The organism is Micromonospora echinospora (assembly GCF_900091495.1).
GTDB classification, from domain to species: domain Bacteria; phylum Actinomycetota; class Actinomycetes; order Mycobacteriales; family Micromonosporaceae; genus Micromonospora; species Micromonospora echinospora.
The window spans coordinates 3,300,430-3,316,002 of the sequence record NZ_LT607413.1; the positions used below are offsets into that span (position 1 = coordinate 3,300,430).

Sequence of the window (15,573 nt, forward strand, 5' to 3'; positions counted from 1 at the left end):
CTGGGCTTTCCGGCTGACCGGGCCCTCCGCGGCGCGACCTTGACCGGAGGTGTCCAGGAACACCACGTACTCTTGTGGCCTGGTCGGATCCGGTCACAACGAGCGTGCGGAGCCAAACAGTGGTCATGCGTAGTGCCCCCCTACCCAGGATGAGCCGACGCGGGCGCGTCACGATCGGTGTCCTGATCGGGGTGTTCGTACTCTTCACCCTGCTCGGCTGGGGTGTCCAGGCGTGGACGGACTGGCTCTGGTTCGACGAGGTCGACTACACGCAGGTCTTCACCGGCGTGCTGGTCACCCGGCTGCTGCTCTTCCTGGCCGTCGGTCTGGGCATGGCGGCGCTGGTCGGCGGCAACCTGTGGCTGGCCCACCGGCTGCGCCCGGGGCTGCGCCCGCACTCCGCCGAGCAGGCCACCCTGGAGCGGTACCGGATGATCCTCGGACCGCGGATCGGCACCTGGATCCTGCTCGCCAGTGCCGTGGTGGCGCTCTTCGCCGGGCTCTCGGCGCAGAGCCGGTGGAGCCAGTGGCTGCTCTTCCGTAACGGCGGCGACTTCGGCGTCAAGGACCCCGAGTTCGGCGTCGACGTCGGCTTCTACGTCTTCCAGTTGCCGTTCCTGCGTTACCTGCTCGGGGTGGGCTTCACCGCCGTGGTGCTGGCGGTGATCGGGGCGCTGGCCGTGCACTACGTCTTCGGCGGGGTGCGCCTCCAGGGCGTCGGTGACCGGATGACCAACGCCGCCCGGGCCCACCTGACCACCCTGGTCGCGGTCTTCGTCCTGCTCAAGGCAATCGCGTACGTGCTGGACCGGCGAGCGATGCTGCTGGAGTACAACGACAGCGCCAAGCTCTACGGCGCCGGGTACGCCGACGTGAACGCGCTGCTGCCGGCGAAGGAGATCCTCGCCTACATCTCGATCGTGGTGGCCATCGCGATCATCGTCTTCTCCAACGCGGTGATGCGGAACCTGGTCTGGCCGGGCATCTCGCTGGCTCTCCTGGGCATCTCCGCGGTGGCGATCGGCGGCATCTACCCGTGGGCGGTGCAGACCTTCGAGGTCAAGCCGAGCGCCCGGGACAAGGAGGCCCCGTACATCCAGCGGAGCATCGACGCGACCCGGGCCGCGTTCAGCCTGACCGACACGAAGATCACGCCGTACGGGGCGAACAACCTGACCCCGCCGGCGGCGCTCGCCACCGACAAGGCCGTGGTGCCGAACGCCCGGCTGCTCGACCCCCAGCTGGTCTCCGAGACGTACACCCAGTTGCAGCAGGTCCGGGGCTTCTACGACTTCGGCCCCAAGCTCGACATCGACCGGTACACGGTCAACGGCCAGACCCGGGACTACGTGGTCGGCATGCGCGAGATCAACTACGGCGAGCTGACCGACCAGCAGAGCAACTGGATCAACCGGCACACCGTCTACACCCACGGCTTCGGCCTGGTCGGGGCACCGGCCAACCAGGTGGTCTGCGGCGGTCAGCCGTTCTTCGTGTCCGGCTTCCTCGGCGAGCGGGAGCAGGAGCGCTGCTCCGCGCAGACCGACCAGATCCCGACCGAGCAGCCCCGGATCTACTACGGCGAGCGGATGACCGCCGACGACTACGCGATCGTCGGCTCCACCGACGAGGACCGGAACGCCGAGTTCGACCGGCCCACCCCGACCACCGGCGGTGAGCAGTACTACACCTACACCGGCGAGGGTGGGGTGGAGATCGGCTCGTTCACCCGCCGGCTGCTCTACGCGATCAAGGAGCAGGAGTCGAACTTCCTCCTCTCCGAGGCGGTCAACGACAACTCCAAGCTGCTCTACGTGCGTAACCCCCGGGACCGGGTGGAGAAGGTCGCGCCGTTCCTCACCATCGACGGCGACCCCTACCCGGCGGTGGTCGACGGGCGGATCCAGTGGATCGTCGACGCGTACACCACGTCGGCCACCTACCCGTACGCCGAGCGGGTCAACCTCCAGCAGGAGACCACCGACGAACTGACCGGGCGGGGCACCTTCCAGCTCGCCCGGGAGAACGTCAACTACATCCGCAACTCGGTGAAGGCGACCGTCGACGCGTACGACGGCACCGTCCGGCTCTACGAGTTCGACGACGCCGACCCGGTCCTGAAGGCGTGGAACAAGGCGTTCGGCGGTGACCTGGTGACGCCGAGGTCGGAAATCCCGGAGGCGCTGGCCGCGCACTTCCGCTACCCGGCCGACCTGTTCAAGGTGCAGCGCAACCTGCTCACCAAGTTCCACGTCACCAACCCGGGTGACTTCTACTCCGGTCAGGACTTCTGGCAGGTGCCGAACGTGCCGGACGCGCCGGACAGCGGGCAGAAGCAGCCTCCGTACTACCTCTACACCCAGTTCCCGGAGCAGGACGCGCCACGCTTCCAGCTCACCTCGGCGGTCACCCCGAACGGCCGGCAGAACCTGGCCGCGCTGATCTCCGGGTCGTACGTCGACGGGCAGCCCCGGCTGGAGGTGTGGGAGCTGCCGGACCAGACCCGGGTCTCCGGCCCGGTCCAGGTGCACCAGCAGATGACCAACAACGCCGCCATCCGGCAGCAGCTCAACCTGCTCTCCTCGAACCAGGCGCAGGTGCAGTACGGCAACCTGCTCTCGCTGCCCTTCGACAACGGCATGCTCTACGTCGAGCCGGTCTACGTGAAGAGCAACCAGCAGGACGCGTACCCGCTGTTGCAGAAGGTGCTGCTCTCCTACGGTGACGGCGGCTCGTACGTGGTGCTCGCCAACAACATGGAGGAGGGCATCAAGCAGCTTGTCGAGCAGGGCAAGCAGGCCGCCGCCGGCAACCCGCCGCCGGCCGGGGAGGGCGAGACCCCGCCGCCGCCGGCCGGGGGTGAGACCCCGCCGCCGCTCACCGGTGAACTGGCCGAGGCCGCGCAGCGGGTGCAGACCGCCATCGCGGAGGTCAAGGCCGCGCAGACCTCCGGTGACTTCGAGCGGTACGGCCGGGCGCTGAAGGCCCTGGACGAGGCGATGACCGCCTTCCAGCAGGCGCAGCGGGCCGCCACCCCGGCCCCGTCCGCGCCGGGTGCCAGCCCGTCCGCCCCCGCCCCGAGCGGCGGTCCGTCCTCGCCGGCACCGAGCCCGACCGGCTGATCCGCCGGCCACCTCCGACCCGAGGGTCGCCGGGGCACCTTCCTGCCGTTCCGTACGGAGGAAGGTGCCCCGGCACTTTTGAGGGGGGCCGTTTTGCGGGTTCGCGTCGGGTTGCGCTAGGGTTGGTCATACCGACGCGGGGTGGAGCAGCTCGGTAGCTCGCTGGGCTCATAACCCAGAGGTCGCAGGTTCAAATCCTGTCCCCGCTACCACGACGAACGGCCCTCCGGTTCACCGGAGGGCCGTTCGCTTTCCGTTGTGCTGGCCGAGACGGCCTCCGCGGGTCGTCGTTCGTCGGCTGTCCCGCTTCCCGCCGTCCGTGATTTGGTCCTGATGTTCCTCCCGCACGGGCGGCCCGCACCCCGGAACCGGTCCGGCAACGCCATGACCTGCGCTTTTCCGGAAAGAGCAGGTGCGACAGGGAACGGGGCGGTCGGTACGGGCCCCCCGCCCGATGCCCGGCTCGACGATGCGATAGAGTGGTCATACCGACGCGGGGTGGAGCAGCTCGGTAGCTCGCTGGGCTCATAACCCAGAGGTCGCAGGTTCAAATCCTGTCCCCGCTACCACACGAGAAGGACCCCCGGACACAGTCCGGGGGTCCTTCTCCGTCTCGGGCTCGTGAAGAGCTGACCGATCCCGGCGGGGTGACGCCCACAGGACGATCGGGGTGCCGTTCTTGCCTACCTCGGCGAGGATGGGGTCATGTCTTCCTGGAACAGATGGTGGGGGCGGCTGGGAGCCGTCCTCGGTGCGCTGGTGCTCTCCGTGTTCGTGCCGGTCGCCGCGTGGGCGTCCACCGGCCCCGGCGAGCTGGTCGTGGAGGCCGCACGGCGGCGTCGCGGCGGCGGGTTCGGTCTGCTCGGCCTACTCTGCTGCCTCGTGGTGGTGGCGGTGGTCGTGCTGCTGCTGATCCGGATGACGCGCGGACGGCGCGGCCCCGGCCCCCGCTGAACCCGATGGGCGGGCCGTGCGTCGGCCCGCCCGCCGGGCGGTCGCGGACGCCGCCGGTCAGGCAGCCAACGCGGCGGCGGCCTGCGCCATGAACCGCCAGGCGGCGGCCCGGATCGTCGACCGCCCGGCCTGGACGGACTCGGCGGTGGTGATCAGCAGCTCGCGGATCCGGGCGTGCCCGGTGGGCGGGGGCGGTGGCGCGGTGCCGAACGTGTCGGCCACGCTGAGCTCGAAGGCCGCCGAGGCCCGGACCGAGGCGTCCCGGATGGTCGGCTCCACGAACTTGCGGATGTTGAGGTGCGGGCTGAGGCCCCGGTCGTAGCCGAGCACCCGGCCCGCGGCCACGTTCGTGGTCAGGAAGTTGATCACGTCGGCGACCACGTCCGGGTGGCGGGTGCCCCGGAAGCCGGCCCAGTACATCGACGCCCGCGCCCACTGCGCGGCTGCCGGGCCGGGACAGCTGACGATGCCCAACTCGTCCCGGCTGTGACGCTGGAGTTCGACCAGTTGGTTCGACCAGGCGAACGAGGCGGCGGTGTGCCCGGTGACCACGAGCTGGCGGGCCGGTTCGCCGCCGTTCGCCTGCTGCACCAGCGCCGCGCTCGGGGTGGCCCGCGCGGTCCGGGCCCGCTGCCACAGCTCGAACCAGTCGATCAGCTCCGGGGAGTCGAAGCCGAGCTTGCGCCCCTGGTAGAACTCCTTGCCCCGGGACCGCAGCCAGAGCCAGAGCGCCCGGTGGTCACCGGAGGGATCCATGGTGCCGGCGACCCGGCCGTCGCTGGCGTCGGTCACCCGCGCCGCCCAGGTGAGGTACTCCGGGTAGCTCATCCCGCTGCGTGGGGCGGGCTGGCGCAGCCGGGCCAGCAGATCCCGGTTGAAGACCAGCCCGGCCGAGTTCTGCGCGGCGGCCACCGCCATGGTGCGGCCCGCGACCTGGCCGTAGCGGACGAGCCCGTCCGGCAGGCCGCTCAGGTCGAGTCGATGGTCGGCGGCGTACCCGGTGAGGTCCAGCAGGATGTCGCGGCGGGCGTACTCGGTGAGGAAGGTGTCGTCGATCTGGAACAGGTCCGGGACGTTGCCCCCCACCGCCTGGGTGGCAAGGCGCTGGTAGTAGCCGTCGAGGCCCTGCCAGGTGACCCGGAAGGTCACCTGGGGGTTCCGGTCGGAGTAGAGCCGTAGCGCCTGTTCGGTGAGCTGGGCGCGGCGTGCGCTGCCCCACCAGAACACCGACAGCTCGACCGGACCGCTCTCGACCAGCGCCGCCGGTTCGCTCCGGCAGCCGGTCAGCCCACCTGCCGCGACGACCGGCAGGCCGAACAGGCCGGCGAGCACCCGCCGACGCCCCGGGTCGGCGCCGGTGCGGCGGGCGGTCGGGTACGGGACTGCGGACACGGTCGACTCCTGGGACGCCGGACGGATTCGGATCATTGACCCAGGTGACGCGGGAAGGTGTCAACGTCCGGCGGGACGGGACCTCCGGCCCGGAAAGCCAGGGTGTGGGCCCGGTCTCCCGGGTGACCGCTGCCCGGGGTACGACGGACGGGGGAAAGGGCACCCGGCGTCGCGTGGTCTACTAGGCCGCGTGGAACTACTGCACTCCGGCAAGGTACGGGACGTCTACGCCGACGGGGACGACCTCGTCCTGGTCGCCTCGGACCGGATCTCCGTCTACGACGTGGTGCTGCCGACCCCCGTCCCGGACAAGGGGCGGCTGCTGACCGCGCTCTCGGTCTGGTGGTTCGGGCAGCTCGCGGACATCGTCCCGAACCACGTCGTCTCCACCACCGACGTGCCGGCCGAGTTCGCCGGGCGGGCGATCCGCTGTCGCCGGCTGGAGATGGTCCCGGTCGAGTGTGTGGCCCGGGGCTACCTGACCGGGGGCGGCCTGAAGGAGTACGAGCGCACCGGGGCGGTCTCCGGAGTCGCGCTGCCCCGGGGGCTGGTGGAGGCGTCGATCCTGCCCGAGCCGATCTTCACGCCGTCGACCAAGGCGCCGATGGGGGAGCACGACGAGCCGATCACCTACGAGCAGGTGGCGGCGAAGGTCGGCCAGGAGACCGCCGAGCGGCTTCGGCAGATCACCATCGACGTCTACCGCCGGGGCGCGGAGATCGCCGCCGACCGGGGCATCCTGGTCGCCGACACCAAGATCGAGCTGGGTTGGGCGCCCGACGGCACCCTCGTCCTCGGCGACGAGGTGCTCACCTCCGACTCGTCGCGGTTCTGGCCGGCCGAGTCGTACCAGCCGGGTCGGCCCCAGTTCTCCTACGACAAGCAGTACGTCCGGGACTGGGCGGCCGGCAGCGGCTGGAACAAGCAGGCCCCCGCCCCGGAGGTGCCGGCCGAGGTGGTCGAGGCGACCCGGGCCCGCTACGTCGACGTCTACGAGAAGCTGACCGGCAACCGCTGGCAGTGACCCGGCCCGCGCGGGCGTGCCCGCGCGAGTCGACCGGCCGGTGCCCGGCCGACATGGCCCGGTCGGCCGGTGGTCAGTCGACCCAGTCGAGGGTGCGTTGCACCGCCTTGTGCCAGTTGCGCAGCTCCCGCTCGCGGTGGCCGGCGTCCATGTCGGGCGTCCACTGCGCGTCGGAGCGCCACTGCCCACGCAGGGTGGCCAGGTCCGGCCAGAAGCCGACCGCCAGGCCGGCCGCGTACGCGGCGCCGAGGCAGGTGGTCTCGGTGATCCGGGAGCGCACCACCGGCACGTCGAGCACGTCGGCGAGAAACTGCATGAGCAGCGCGTTGGCGGTCATCCCGCCGTCCACCCGCAGTCGGCGCAACGCCACGTCGGAGTCGGCGTTCATCGCGTCCACCACGTCCCGGGTCTGCCAGGCCGAGGCCTCCAGCACCGCCCGGGCCAGGTGCCCCTTCGTGATGTAGCCGGTCAGCCCGGCGACGACGCCCCGGGCGTCGCTGCGCCAGTGCGGGGCGAACAGCCCGGAGAAGGCCGGGACGACGTAGCAGCCCCCGTTGTCGTCGACGGTGCGGGCCAGTTCCTCCACCTCGGGGGCGGTGGAGATCAGCCCGAGGTTGTCCCGGAGCCACTGCACCAGTGACCCGGTGACCGCGATCGCCCCCTCCAGTGCGTACGCCGCCGGCTGGTCGCCGATCCGGTAAGCGACGGTGGTGAGCAGGCCGTGGCTCGACGGCACCGGACTGGCCCCGGTGTTGAGCAGCAGGAAACTGCCGGTGCCGTAGGTGCACTTCGCCTCGCCTGGCTGGAAGCAGGTCTGCCCGAACAGGGCGGCCTGCTGGTCGCCGAGGGCGCTGGCCACCGGCACCCCGGCGAGCACCCCGGACGCGGTGCCGTACACCTCGGCGGAGGAGCGGATCTCGGGCAGCATGCCGGCCGGTACGCCCAGCGCGTCGAGCAGCTCCGGATCCCAGTCCAGGGTGCGCAGGTCCATCAGCAGGGTCCGGCTGGCGTTGGTCACGTCGGTGACGTGCCGGCCGGTGAGCTTCCAGACCAGCCAGCTGTCCATGGTGCCGAAGAGCACCTCACCGGCTTCGGCGCGATCCCGCAGCCCGTCGACGTGGTCGAGCAGCCAGCGCAGCTTCGGCCCGGCGAAGTAGGTGGCCAGCGGCAGCCCGGTGCGGGAGCGGAACAGCTCCTCGTCCAGTTCCCGCAGGAGCGGCTCGGTGCGGGTGTCCTGCCAGACGATCGCGTTGGCGACCGGACGACCGGTGGCGCGGTCCCAGACGACTGTCGTCTCCCGCTGGTTGGTGATGCCGACCGCGGCGAGCGCCTCCGGGCCGAGCCCCGCGCTCGCCAGCGCCTCCCGGACCACCCGTTCCACGTTGGCCCAGATCTCCTCGGCGTCGTGCTCCACCCAGCCGGGGCGGGGGAAGACCTGCCGGTGCTCGCGCTGGGCGACGGCGACGATCTCCCCGGCGCGGTCGAAGACGATGCAGCGGGAGGAGGTGGTGCCCTGATCGATGGCGGCGACGTGTTCCGGGCTCACCCGGAGCACCGTACCCGGGCCGAGCCGCCCGCGTCAGTCCCCGCGCCCGGTGGGCTGCGGGGCCTGGAGAGCGGCGCTGATCCGTACGGTGGTGCCGGCCGGGCCGGTCTCCACCTGCATGGTGTCGCTGAGTTCCCGGGCCAGCCAGAGCCCCCAGCCCCCGGCGGTGTCCGGGGCCGGTCGCCGCCGGTCGCGCAGGCGCTGGGTGCTGATCCCCTGACCGTGGTCGGAGACCTCGCACAGCACGCTCTCCGCCGCCCGCCACAGCCGTAGCCAGCCTCGTCCGCCGCCGTGTCGGACGGCGTTGGTGATCAGCTCGTTGACCGCCAGCACGAAGTCGTCCAGGCGTTGACCGGAGAGTCCGGCGGCATACACGCAGGAGGTGACGGAGTGTCGCAGCTCCGTCACCTGAGCCTGGTCGAAGGCTTCGGCGATCAGCAGGGAACGTTCGATGGGCACCACCGTACGCGGTGTGGGGCGTTCGGCGTTCGTCATGGCCCGTACCGCCGCTTGGTTCTCGATGTTTTTCGTGGCATTTCCACCCTACGGCAGGGTATGGCGTGTGGCTCGTCACCAAGCCGCCGCCCCCGGGCCGAATGTGGCATCCTGCTGCCCATGCCGACCCCGCCCGGCGGGCTGGAGGTGCCGCTCTGGCGGGCCATCGCCGTCTACCGCGTCGCCGCCCTCGGGTACGCCTGCGCGGTGCTCCTGCGCGACCTCCACCGGTACGCCCACCCGCTGGCCGCCTGGCCGGTGCTGGTGGCGATGGCCGGGTGGACGGCGTTCACCGCGTACGCGTACGCCCGGCCGACCCGGCGAGGCTGGCCGCTGCTCCTGGCGGACCTCGGTGTCGTCCTCGGCATCCTGCTGCTCAGCCCCGGCGTGGTCGGGCGCGCGGCGCTCGCCGCCGGGGTGCCCGCCCTCGCCGTGGCCTGGCTCGGCGGCCCGGTGCTGGCCTGGGCGGTCTCCGGCGGCCGGCGCCGGGGTGCGGCGGCCGCGCTGGTGCTCGGAGCCGGCGACCTCGTGGTCCGGGGCTGGCTCGCCCCGTCGGCGCTCAACGGCGCGGTCCTGCTGCTGCTGGCCGGCGTGGTGGTCGGGCACGTGGCCCGGCTGGCGGTGACTGCCGAGCAGCGGTTGCAGCGGGCGGTCGAACTGGAGGCGGCGACCCGGGAACGGGAACGGCTCGCCCGGGACATCCACGACTCGGTGCTCCAGGTGCTGGCGATGGTGCAGCGGCGCGGCGCGCACCTCGACGGCGAGGCCGGCGAACTGGCCCGGCTCGCCGGTGAGCAGGAGGCGGCCCTGCGTGCCCTGATCGCCACCGGTCCGCCGGCTTCCCGGCTGCCGTCCGGCCCGGTGGCTCCGGGCTCGCCCCCCGGTTCGGTGGCTCCCGGGGCGTCGTCGGTCTCGGGGGCGTCGTCGGTGGCCGCGTCGCGGTCCGGGCCGGCGGGTTGGTCCGTGGACCCGGCACCCGGACGGGCCGGTGCCGCGCCGCCGGGCGGTGGTACGGCGGCGGACGGGACACGCGACCTGCGGGACCTGCTCCGCCGGTTCGCCGGGCCGACGGTGTCCTTGGCCGCCCCCGCCACGGCGGTGCCGCTGCCCGAGCATGCGGCGGAGGAGGTGGCCGCCGCCGTGGCGGCGGCCCTGGACAACGTCGCCCGGCACGCGGACGGCCGGGCCTGGGTGCTGCTGGAGGACGAGGGGACCCTGGTGCGGGTCTCGGTCCGCGACGCCGGCCCCGGGATCCCGCCCGGCCGACTGGACGAGGCCGCCGCCCAGGGTCGCCTCGGGGTGGCCCAGTCCATCCGGGGCCGCCTGGCCGACCTCGGCGGTAGCACCACGGTCACCGCCCACCCCGGCGAGGGCACCGAGATCGAACTGGTGCTGCCCCGATCGAGAGCCACCCGTCCACGGGGCCTTGGCGGGGCCGCCTAGGGTGGCGGGATGGGCGAGATCGAGGCGGTCCGGGTGATGGTGGTCGACGACCACCCGATGTGGCGGGACGGGGTGGCGCGGGACCTCACCGAAGCCGGTCACCTCGTGGTCGCCACCACCGGCGAGGGACGCCAGGCGGTCCGGATCGCCCCCGCCGCCCGGCCCGACGTCGTCGTCCTCGACCTGCACCTGCCCGACGCGGGCGGGGTCGAGGTGATCCGTGGGCTGCGGGCGGCACTGCCCGAGGTGCGGGTGCTGATGCTCTCCGCCAGCGGCGAGGAGCAGGACGTCCTGGAGGCGGTGAAGGCCGGCGCCACCGGCTACCTGCTCAAGTCGGCCGCGGCGGCCGAGTTCCTGGACGCCGTCGGGCGTACCGCGCGTGGGGAGGCCGTCTTCACCCCGGGCCTCGCCGGCCTGGTGCTCGGCGAGTACCGCCGGTTGGCCGCCGGGCCGGGGACGCCGGCCGGCGACGACGGGACACCCCGGCTCACCGAACGGGAGACCGAGGTGCTGCGCCTGGTGGCCAAGGGGCTGTCGTACAAGCAGATCGCCGCACGGCTGGGCCTGTCGCACCGTACGGTGCAGAACCACGTGCAGAACACGCTCGGCAAACTCCACCTGCACAACCGGGTCGAGCTGACCCGTTACGCCATCTCCCAGGGCCTCGACGACTGACCCGCACCCGCCCCGGTGGCGGTCAGTGCGCCTCGGGCGGGCGGGTCTCGTGGATGGCCAACTCCTCGGCGGTCGCACCGCCCCCGGCCGCCCCGGCGTCGTACGCGACCGAGTCGGTCTCGGTGTCGCTCCGCGCCCCCTCGTCCGGCTCGACCAGCCGCCCGACCTGGGCGTCGGCGACCCCGCCGAGCTGCCCGTGGTCGTAGAGGGACACCGGGGAGTTCGGGTCGGAGGTGGGGCCGGGATTCAGCACGTCGGCGTCGAGCTGGGCCTGCGCGGCGGCCTCCTCGCTGTCCGCCTCGGCCGCGATGTCCGGGTCGACCGGACCGGCCAGCGGATCGTCGGCGGGACGCTCGTACCGCTCGCGGTCGAGCTTGTAGTCCAGTGACTCGCCGTCGCGCTGCTCCTCGGCGGTGGCCCCGAACCGGTCCACGGCCACCGGCGTACGGTCACCGGGCAGCTGCGCCGGCTCCGGACCGTCCGCCTCGCGGCCGGTCTCGACGTCGTCGTTGGCGGTGGAGTCGTCGTCGGCGGTGTCGGGCAGGCCCTCCGCCTCGGGGTCGGACACGGGGGTCGGGTACTCGTCGTCGCGCATGGCTGGTCCCTACCCGTTGCCCACCCGGCGTAACCGTCCCCGGCCCGTCGACACGGCCCCAGAACGGGACTAACCGACCAGAGCGTCCTCGTCCTCCCCGTGCAGGACCGCCCAGACCAGCTTCCCCTCCGGCAACGGGGTGCAACCCCAGCGGCGGGCCACGGTGTCGATCAGCAGCAGCCCCCGGCCACCGGTCGAGGTGAGCGGGGCGAGCCCGGCGAACCGGGGCGTACGGGGGGAGTGGTCCCGGACGCCCAGCCGCAGCAGGCGGTGGCCGGGGGCGAGCCGCACCGTCATCGGGGTCAGGGCATGGGCCACCACGTTGTTGACCAACTCGGTGACCGCGATCGCGGCCGGTTCGATCAGATCGGGCAGGCCCCACCGGGCGCAGCCGGCGGCGACCAGCTCGCGGGCCTGCCGGGCCGAGCCGGCCGCAGGCGGCAGGTCCAGGGTGAGCACGCCACCGGAGGGGAGTCCGGCGAGGGCCACGTCGCGACTCGACCAGACCGGTGCCCCGTCGACCGTCCAGCCGCCGGCCGGGTCGCAGATCAGCAGGTCCGCCGCGGGCCAGTCGGCGACCGCCCGGCGGACCTCGGTGAAGACCGTACGGGCGGCGGGATCGGTGACCCGGAGCCCGGAGAGATCCACCACCACCGGACCGGCATGGTCGCCGAGCCAGGCGAGGAGCGCGTCCCGGACGCGGGTCATGCCGGCGCGGTCGAGCACTCCGGTCAGCCGGACCAGTGCGGATCCGTCCGTCTCCACCTGGCAGCGCACGTCCGTCGGCATAGTCGCCCTATTGTGCACGCCACCAGGAGGGCGCGCATCCGGCCGGCCCGGCGGCGAGGTCATGACTCGGACCTGGTGCGTCTGGCCAGCACGGCGGCGGTGCCGGCGGCGGCGAGACCGAGCGCGGTGCCGACCCGGACCAGCTGGCGGCGGCGACCGTGCCAGCCGCCCTCCGGTTCGGCCGTGGCGTCGGCCCGGAACACGTTGCCACTGCCGCCGGGACGGGCCTCCGGTCCGAGCTGGGTGCGGGCGGCGTACCAGCCGAGGGCCCGCTCGGCCAGTGCCGGGACCAATCGCCACTGGAGGCCGAGCAGGCGGGCGGCTCCGCCCGCGTACGCCTCCCGCCGGGGCCGGCGGATCAATCGGACGATCGTCTCCGCCACCAGTTCGGGCGGGTAGACCGGCGGGGGTGGGGTCAGCTCCCGGCCGGTGTGGTTCGCCGCGTGCGCGAAGAACGGCGTGTCGATGCTGGCCGGCAGCACCGTGCAGATCGAGACGGCGTGCCGCCCGGTGACCCGCAACTCCTGCCGCACCGTGTCGGCGAACCCCCGGATCCCGTGCTTCGTCGCGTTGTACGCCGACTGGTACGGCATCGCCACCTCGGCCAGCACCGAGGCGTTGTTGACCACCACCCCGCCGCCGGACGCGAGCAGGTGCGGCAGGGCGGCCCGGGTGCCGTGCACCACACCGAGCAGGTTCACCTCGACCACCCGGCGGAACTCGTCGGCCGGGATCTCGTCGAACAGCCCCACCGCGCTGACCGCCGCGTTGTTCACCCAGGCGTCGATCCGGCCGAACTGCGCCACCGCGCGGGCGGCGAGCTTCTCGACCTGCGCCGGGTCCGTGACGTCGGTGGGGACGGCCAACGCCCGTCCCCCCGACCGTCGACAGCGTTCGGCCACCTCCGCGAGGGCGTCCGCGCTGCGCGCGGCGAGCACCACGTCGGCACCCCGGCGGGCCAGGGCACAGGCGGTCGCCGCGCCGATGCCGCTGGAGGCGCCGGTGACCACCACGGTCGAGTCGTCGAGGCTGCGGGTGAGGGGCATTCTGAGCCGGTACCCCGGTCCACCGGTTGCATGCCTGTCCGAGGTAATTCTTCCCGTTGGCGGCATTGGTCTGGCATGTTCGAGGTGGACGGTGTTCGTCGACCGGGTGCCGACCCGCCATCGTGCGCGCGACCACGGACGACCGCGTCCCCGGTGGCCGCGCCTCGGTCCGACCGATCCTGATCTGCCAGGTTTCGACTCCTTGGCCCCAGGTTAATGGGACCCTCTGACCGGAGGACCGTAGCTCGTGATCGCATGGAGGTGACCATGCGCGTCGGCCTAGTCTGCGCGCACGCCGGGCCGGCCCGGCGTGCCGACGGTCCTGTCGTCGGCACACACCAGCACATCGCCCGGATCGCCGCCGAACTCGCCGGCCGTGGCCACGACGTCCGGGTCTACGAACGACGCGACGACCCCGACGTGCCCCCGAACCTGGACCGCGACGGCTACCGGCTGGAGCTGGTCCCGGTCGGGCCGCCCGCGCCGACCCCCACCGCCCGGCTGGTGCCGTACGTGGCCGAGTTCGGCCAGTGGTTGGCCGACCAGTGGGCCGGCGACTGGCGTCCGGACGTGGTGCACGGCCACTACTGGGTCGGCGGGCTGGCCGCCGCGCACGCGGCCCGGGGGACCGACGTGCCGGTGGTGCAGACCTTCCACTCCCTCGGCATCGAGCAACTGCGCCATCTCGGCCGGGAGTACTCCGGACCGGGGGAGCGGATCCCGCTGGAGCGGGCCCTGACCCGCGCGGTGGACATGGCTGTCGCCCAGTGCAACGACGAGGTCGACGAGCTGACCCGGATGGGCCTGCAACGCGCCTCGGTGGCGCTGGTGCCGACCGGCGTGGACACCGAGCAGTTCCACCCCGACGGGGAGGCCGCGCCCCGGGAGCAACGGCCCCGGATCCTCACCGTCGGCGGGCTGACCCCGTCCAGCGGCCACGACGACATGATCCGGGCGATGCGCCTGGTCGGCGACGCGGAACTGGTGATCGCCGGGGGACCCCCGGTCGAACAGCTCGGCGCGCACACCGAGGCCCGCCGGCTGCGCGAACTGGCCGAACGGGCCGGCGTCGCCGAGCAGGTACGCCTGGTCGGCGCGGTGCCGCACGACCAGATGGCCACCTGGTACCGGTCGGCCGACGTGGTCGTCTGCACCCCGCACTACGCCTCCGCCGGGCGGGTCTCGCTGGAGGCGATGGCCTGCGGTGTGCCGGTGGTCGGCTACGCCATGGGCGGCATCGCCGACGCGGTGGTGGACGAGGTCACCGGCCGCCTGGTGCCGCCCGGCGACGTCCGCGTCCTGGGGGTGACCCTGCGACGGATCCTCGCCGACCACGCCGGCCGGTTCGCGTACGGGCACGCGGCGGTGGACCGGGTGCGGTGCAGCTACACCTGGGAACGGACCGCAGGCGCCCTGGAGCGCCTCTACGAACGGGTGGTCGGCCGGCGCAAACCGGTGGAGGCGTGAGAAGCGTGCGCGTGCGGGCCGTGCCGGGTTGGTAGCAGGGGACCCCTGTTACCGCCTGGTGATGAGGAGGGGACCCCTGCTACCACCTCAGCGGCCGCGCCAGCGCCCGCACCGCCCGGCATCCGCGCCGCCGGGAGCACCGGGCGGTCACGGCGCTCGACGGCCGGTCGGTGGTGCTGCGGTTCGGCGTACCGGGTCAGGCCGATCACCGCGACCAGCGTGCCCAGGAAGCCGACGGCAGCCAGCCACTCCCGACCGGGCCAGATCTTGTCGTTGAGCAGCAGCAGCCCGACGATCGCGGCGGGCACCGCCCCGGCGGCGTCCATCGCGGCCACCGCCGCCGTGGTCGACCCGCGCTGCATGGCCAGCCCGAGCAGGAGCTGGCCGACCAGCGAGTGCGCGATCAGCAGGTAGAGCAGCGGGTCGCGGAGGAACGCCTCCGTCGAGGGCACCGACGCCAGCGGCCGGGCGGCCACCGCGGCGGCGGAGAAGGCCAGTCCGGCCAGGGAACCGAGCGCCACCGAGCCGGGCGCGCCGTGCAGGCGTACCGCGAAGAAGCCGAGCAGCGCGACGGCGGCCAGGGTGACCGTCAGACCGACCAGCCCGGCCGTGCCGAGTTGGCCGGACGGTGCGGGCCGCGCGGCCAGCACCAGCGCGGTGATCCCGCCGAAGAGCAGGACGAGCAGAGCCACCTCGGCCCTCGGCAGCCGCCACTTCAACACCAGCACGCCCAGCACCGCGGTGACCCCCAGCCCGGCCGCCACGCTGGCCTGGACCAGGAAGAGCGGCAGGTCCCGGCGGGCCAGGAAGGCCAGCACGAACCCGGCCACCTGACAGGTGAGTCCGACCAGGTAGGTGGGGTGGCAGGCCAGCCGCAGCAGCAGTCCCGGGTGGAAGGTGTGGTGCACGGTCGTCCGCGTGGCGGCGACGGACTGGAGGAGGTTGGCGATGCCGTACGCGACGATCATCGCCGCGAGGAAACACCAACCGGAGGTAGACACCCGGCGAGGATAGATGGTGCCCCG

13 protein-coding genes and 2 tRNA genes are annotated in these 15,573 nt (G+C 73.0%); 8 read left to right on the forward strand and 7 right to left on the reverse strand.

The features are described 5' to 3' along the window. The first annotated feature begins 125 nt into the window (after window positions 1–125). The 4 genes from GA0070618_RS15270 to GA0070618_RS15285 all read left to right on the forward strand — a co-directional run bounded on the left by GA0070618_RS15270 (window position 126) and on the right by GA0070618_RS15285 (window position 4,076). On the forward strand, window positions 126–3,122 hold the full coding sequence (locus tag GA0070618_RS15270) for a UPF0182 family membrane protein (protein WP_269148490.1): 2,997 nt from the start codon (window positions 126–128) through the stop codon (window positions 3,120–3,122). Between the two features lie 135 nt (window positions 3,123–3,257). Next, a tRNA-Met gene (locus tag GA0070618_RS15275) sits at window positions 3,258–3,334 on the forward strand. A gap of 280 nt (window positions 3,335–3,614) precedes the next feature. Continuing rightward, window positions 3,615–3,691: transfer RNA gene (locus tag GA0070618_RS15280), tRNA-Met, on the forward strand. A gap of 136 nt (window positions 3,692–3,827) precedes the next feature. Next, window positions 3,828–4,076, forward strand: coding sequence for a hypothetical protein (locus tag GA0070618_RS15285; RefSeq protein WP_088982237.1), 249 nt, complete (start codon window positions 3,828–3,830; stop codon window positions 4,074–4,076). A 57-nt stretch (window positions 4,077–4,133) separates the two neighbouring features. Here the strand turns inward: GA0070618_RS15285 and GA0070618_RS15290 are convergent, their stop codons facing one another. Further along, entirely contained in the window at window positions 4,134–5,468 is a 1,335-nt protein-coding gene (locus tag GA0070618_RS15290) for an ABC transporter substrate-binding protein (RefSeq protein WP_231931748.1), read from the reverse strand. Window positions 5,469–5,658: 190 nt separating this feature from the next. On the opposite strand from GA0070618_RS15290, the gene GA0070618_RS15295 reads away from it, so the two are divergent. Further along, window positions 5,659–6,492, forward strand: coding sequence for a phosphoribosylaminoimidazolesuccinocarboxamide synthase (locus tag GA0070618_RS15295; protein WP_088982239.1), 834 nt, complete (start codon window positions 5,659–5,661; stop codon window positions 6,490–6,492). Between the two features lie 73 nt (window positions 6,493–6,565). On the opposite strand, the gene glpK is transcribed toward GA0070618_RS15295, so the two are convergent. Next, the gene (glpK, locus tag GA0070618_RS15300) at window positions 6,566–8,038 is read right to left on the reverse strand and encodes a glycerol kinase GlpK (protein WP_088985543.1); all 1,473 of its coding nucleotides are present in this window, start codon (window positions 8,036–8,038) and stop codon (window positions 6,566–6,568) included. 33 nt (window positions 8,039–8,071) lie between these two features. Beyond that, window positions 8,072–8,533, reverse strand: coding sequence for an ATP-binding protein (locus GA0070618_RS15305; protein WP_088982240.1), 462 nt, complete (start codon window positions 8,531–8,533; stop codon window positions 8,072–8,074). 120 nt (window positions 8,534–8,653) lie between these two features. On the opposite strand from GA0070618_RS15305, the gene macS reads away from it, so the two are divergent. Together macS and GA0070618_RS15315 are read left to right on the forward strand one after the other, a co-directional pair. Further along, window positions 8,654–9,976, forward strand: a complete 1,323-nt coding sequence (macS, locus tag GA0070618_RS15310) for a MacS family sensor histidine kinase (RefSeq protein WP_088982241.1) — start codon at window positions 8,654–8,656, stop codon at window positions 9,974–9,976. 9 nt (window positions 9,977–9,985) lie between these two features. Further along, window positions 9,986–10,651 carry a response regulator gene (locus GA0070618_RS15315; protein WP_088982242.1) on the forward strand — a complete coding sequence of 222 codons (666 nt, stop codon included), beginning with the start codon at window positions 9,986–9,988 and terminating at the stop codon, window positions 10,649–10,651. A gap of 22 nt (window positions 10,652–10,673) precedes the next feature. On the opposite strand, the gene GA0070618_RS15320 is transcribed toward GA0070618_RS15315, so the two are convergent. The 3 genes from GA0070618_RS15320 to GA0070618_RS15330 all read right to left on the reverse strand — a co-directional run bounded on the left by GA0070618_RS15320 (window position 10,674) and on the right by GA0070618_RS15330 (window position 13,081). Further along, complete coding sequence (locus GA0070618_RS15320; RefSeq protein ID WP_088982243.1) at window positions 10,674–11,246, reverse strand: DUF5709 domain-containing protein; 573 nt, start codon at window positions 11,244–11,246, stop codon at window positions 10,674–10,676. Between the two features lie 69 nt (window positions 11,247–11,315). Further along, a complete protein-coding gene (locus GA0070618_RS15325) occupies window positions 11,316–12,035 on the reverse strand; it encodes an ATP-binding protein (protein WP_231931749.1) in 720 nt (239 codons plus the stop codon). A 59-nt stretch (window positions 12,036–12,094) separates the two neighbouring features. Further along, complete coding sequence (locus tag GA0070618_RS15330) at window positions 12,095–13,081, reverse strand: SDR family oxidoreductase (protein ID WP_088982245.1); 987 nt, start codon at window positions 13,079–13,081, stop codon at window positions 12,095–12,097. A 267-nt stretch (window positions 13,082–13,348) separates the two neighbouring features. On the opposite strand from GA0070618_RS15330, the gene GA0070618_RS15335 reads away from it, so the two are divergent. After that, complete coding sequence (locus GA0070618_RS15335) at window positions 13,349–14,548, forward strand: glycosyltransferase (protein WP_088985544.1); 1,200 nt, start codon at window positions 13,349–13,351, stop codon at window positions 14,546–14,548. Here the strand turns inward: GA0070618_RS15335 and GA0070618_RS15340 are convergent. Beyond that, window positions 14,506–15,516 carry a hypothetical protein gene (locus GA0070618_RS15340; RefSeq protein ID WP_231931902.1) on the reverse strand — a complete coding sequence of 337 codons (1,011 nt, stop codon included), beginning with the start codon at window positions 15,514–15,516 and terminating at the stop codon, window positions 14,506–14,508. The two genes, GA0070618_RS15335 and GA0070618_RS15340, sit on opposite strands and share 43 nt — an antisense overlap. Window positions 15,517–15,573: the final 57 nt, after the last annotated feature.

Coding starts and splice junctions, on each gene's coding strand:
- GA0070618_RS15270 (WP_269148490.1), top strand. CDS start 126: ATGCGTAGTGCCCCCCTACCCAGGATGAGCCGACGCGGGCGCGTCACG.
- GA0070618_RS15340 (WP_231931902.1), bottom strand. CDS start 15,516: ATGATCGTCGCGTACGGCATCGCCAACCTCCTCCAGTCCGTCGCCGCC.
- GA0070618_RS15325 (WP_231931749.1), bottom strand. CDS start 12,035: ATGCCGACGGACGTGCGCTGCCAGGTGGAGACGGACGGATCCGCACTG.
- GA0070618_RS15315 (WP_088982242.1), top strand. CDS start 9,986: ATGGGCGAGATCGAGGCGGTCCGGGTGATGGTGGTCGACGACCACCCG.
- macS (WP_088982241.1), top strand. CDS start 8,654: ATGCCGACCCCGCCCGGCGGGCTGGAGGTGCCGCTCTGGCGGGCCATC.
- GA0070618_RS15320 (WP_088982243.1), bottom strand. CDS start 11,246: ATGCGCGACGACGAGTACCCGACCCCCGTGTCCGACCCCGAGGCGGAG.
- GA0070618_RS15285 (WP_088982237.1), top strand. CDS start 3,828: ATGTCTTCCTGGAACAGATGGTGGGGGCGGCTGGGAGCCGTCCTCGGT.
- GA0070618_RS15335 (WP_088985544.1), top strand. CDS start 13,349: ATGCGCGTCGGCCTAGTCTGCGCGCACGCCGGGCCGGCCCGGCGTGCC.
- GA0070618_RS15305 (WP_088982240.1), bottom strand. CDS start 8,533: ATGACGAACGCCGAACGCCCCACACCGCGTACGGTGGTGCCCATCGAA.
- GA0070618_RS15330 (WP_088982245.1), bottom strand. CDS start 13,081: ATGCCCCTCACCCGCAGCCTCGACGACTCGACCGTGGTGGTCACCGGC.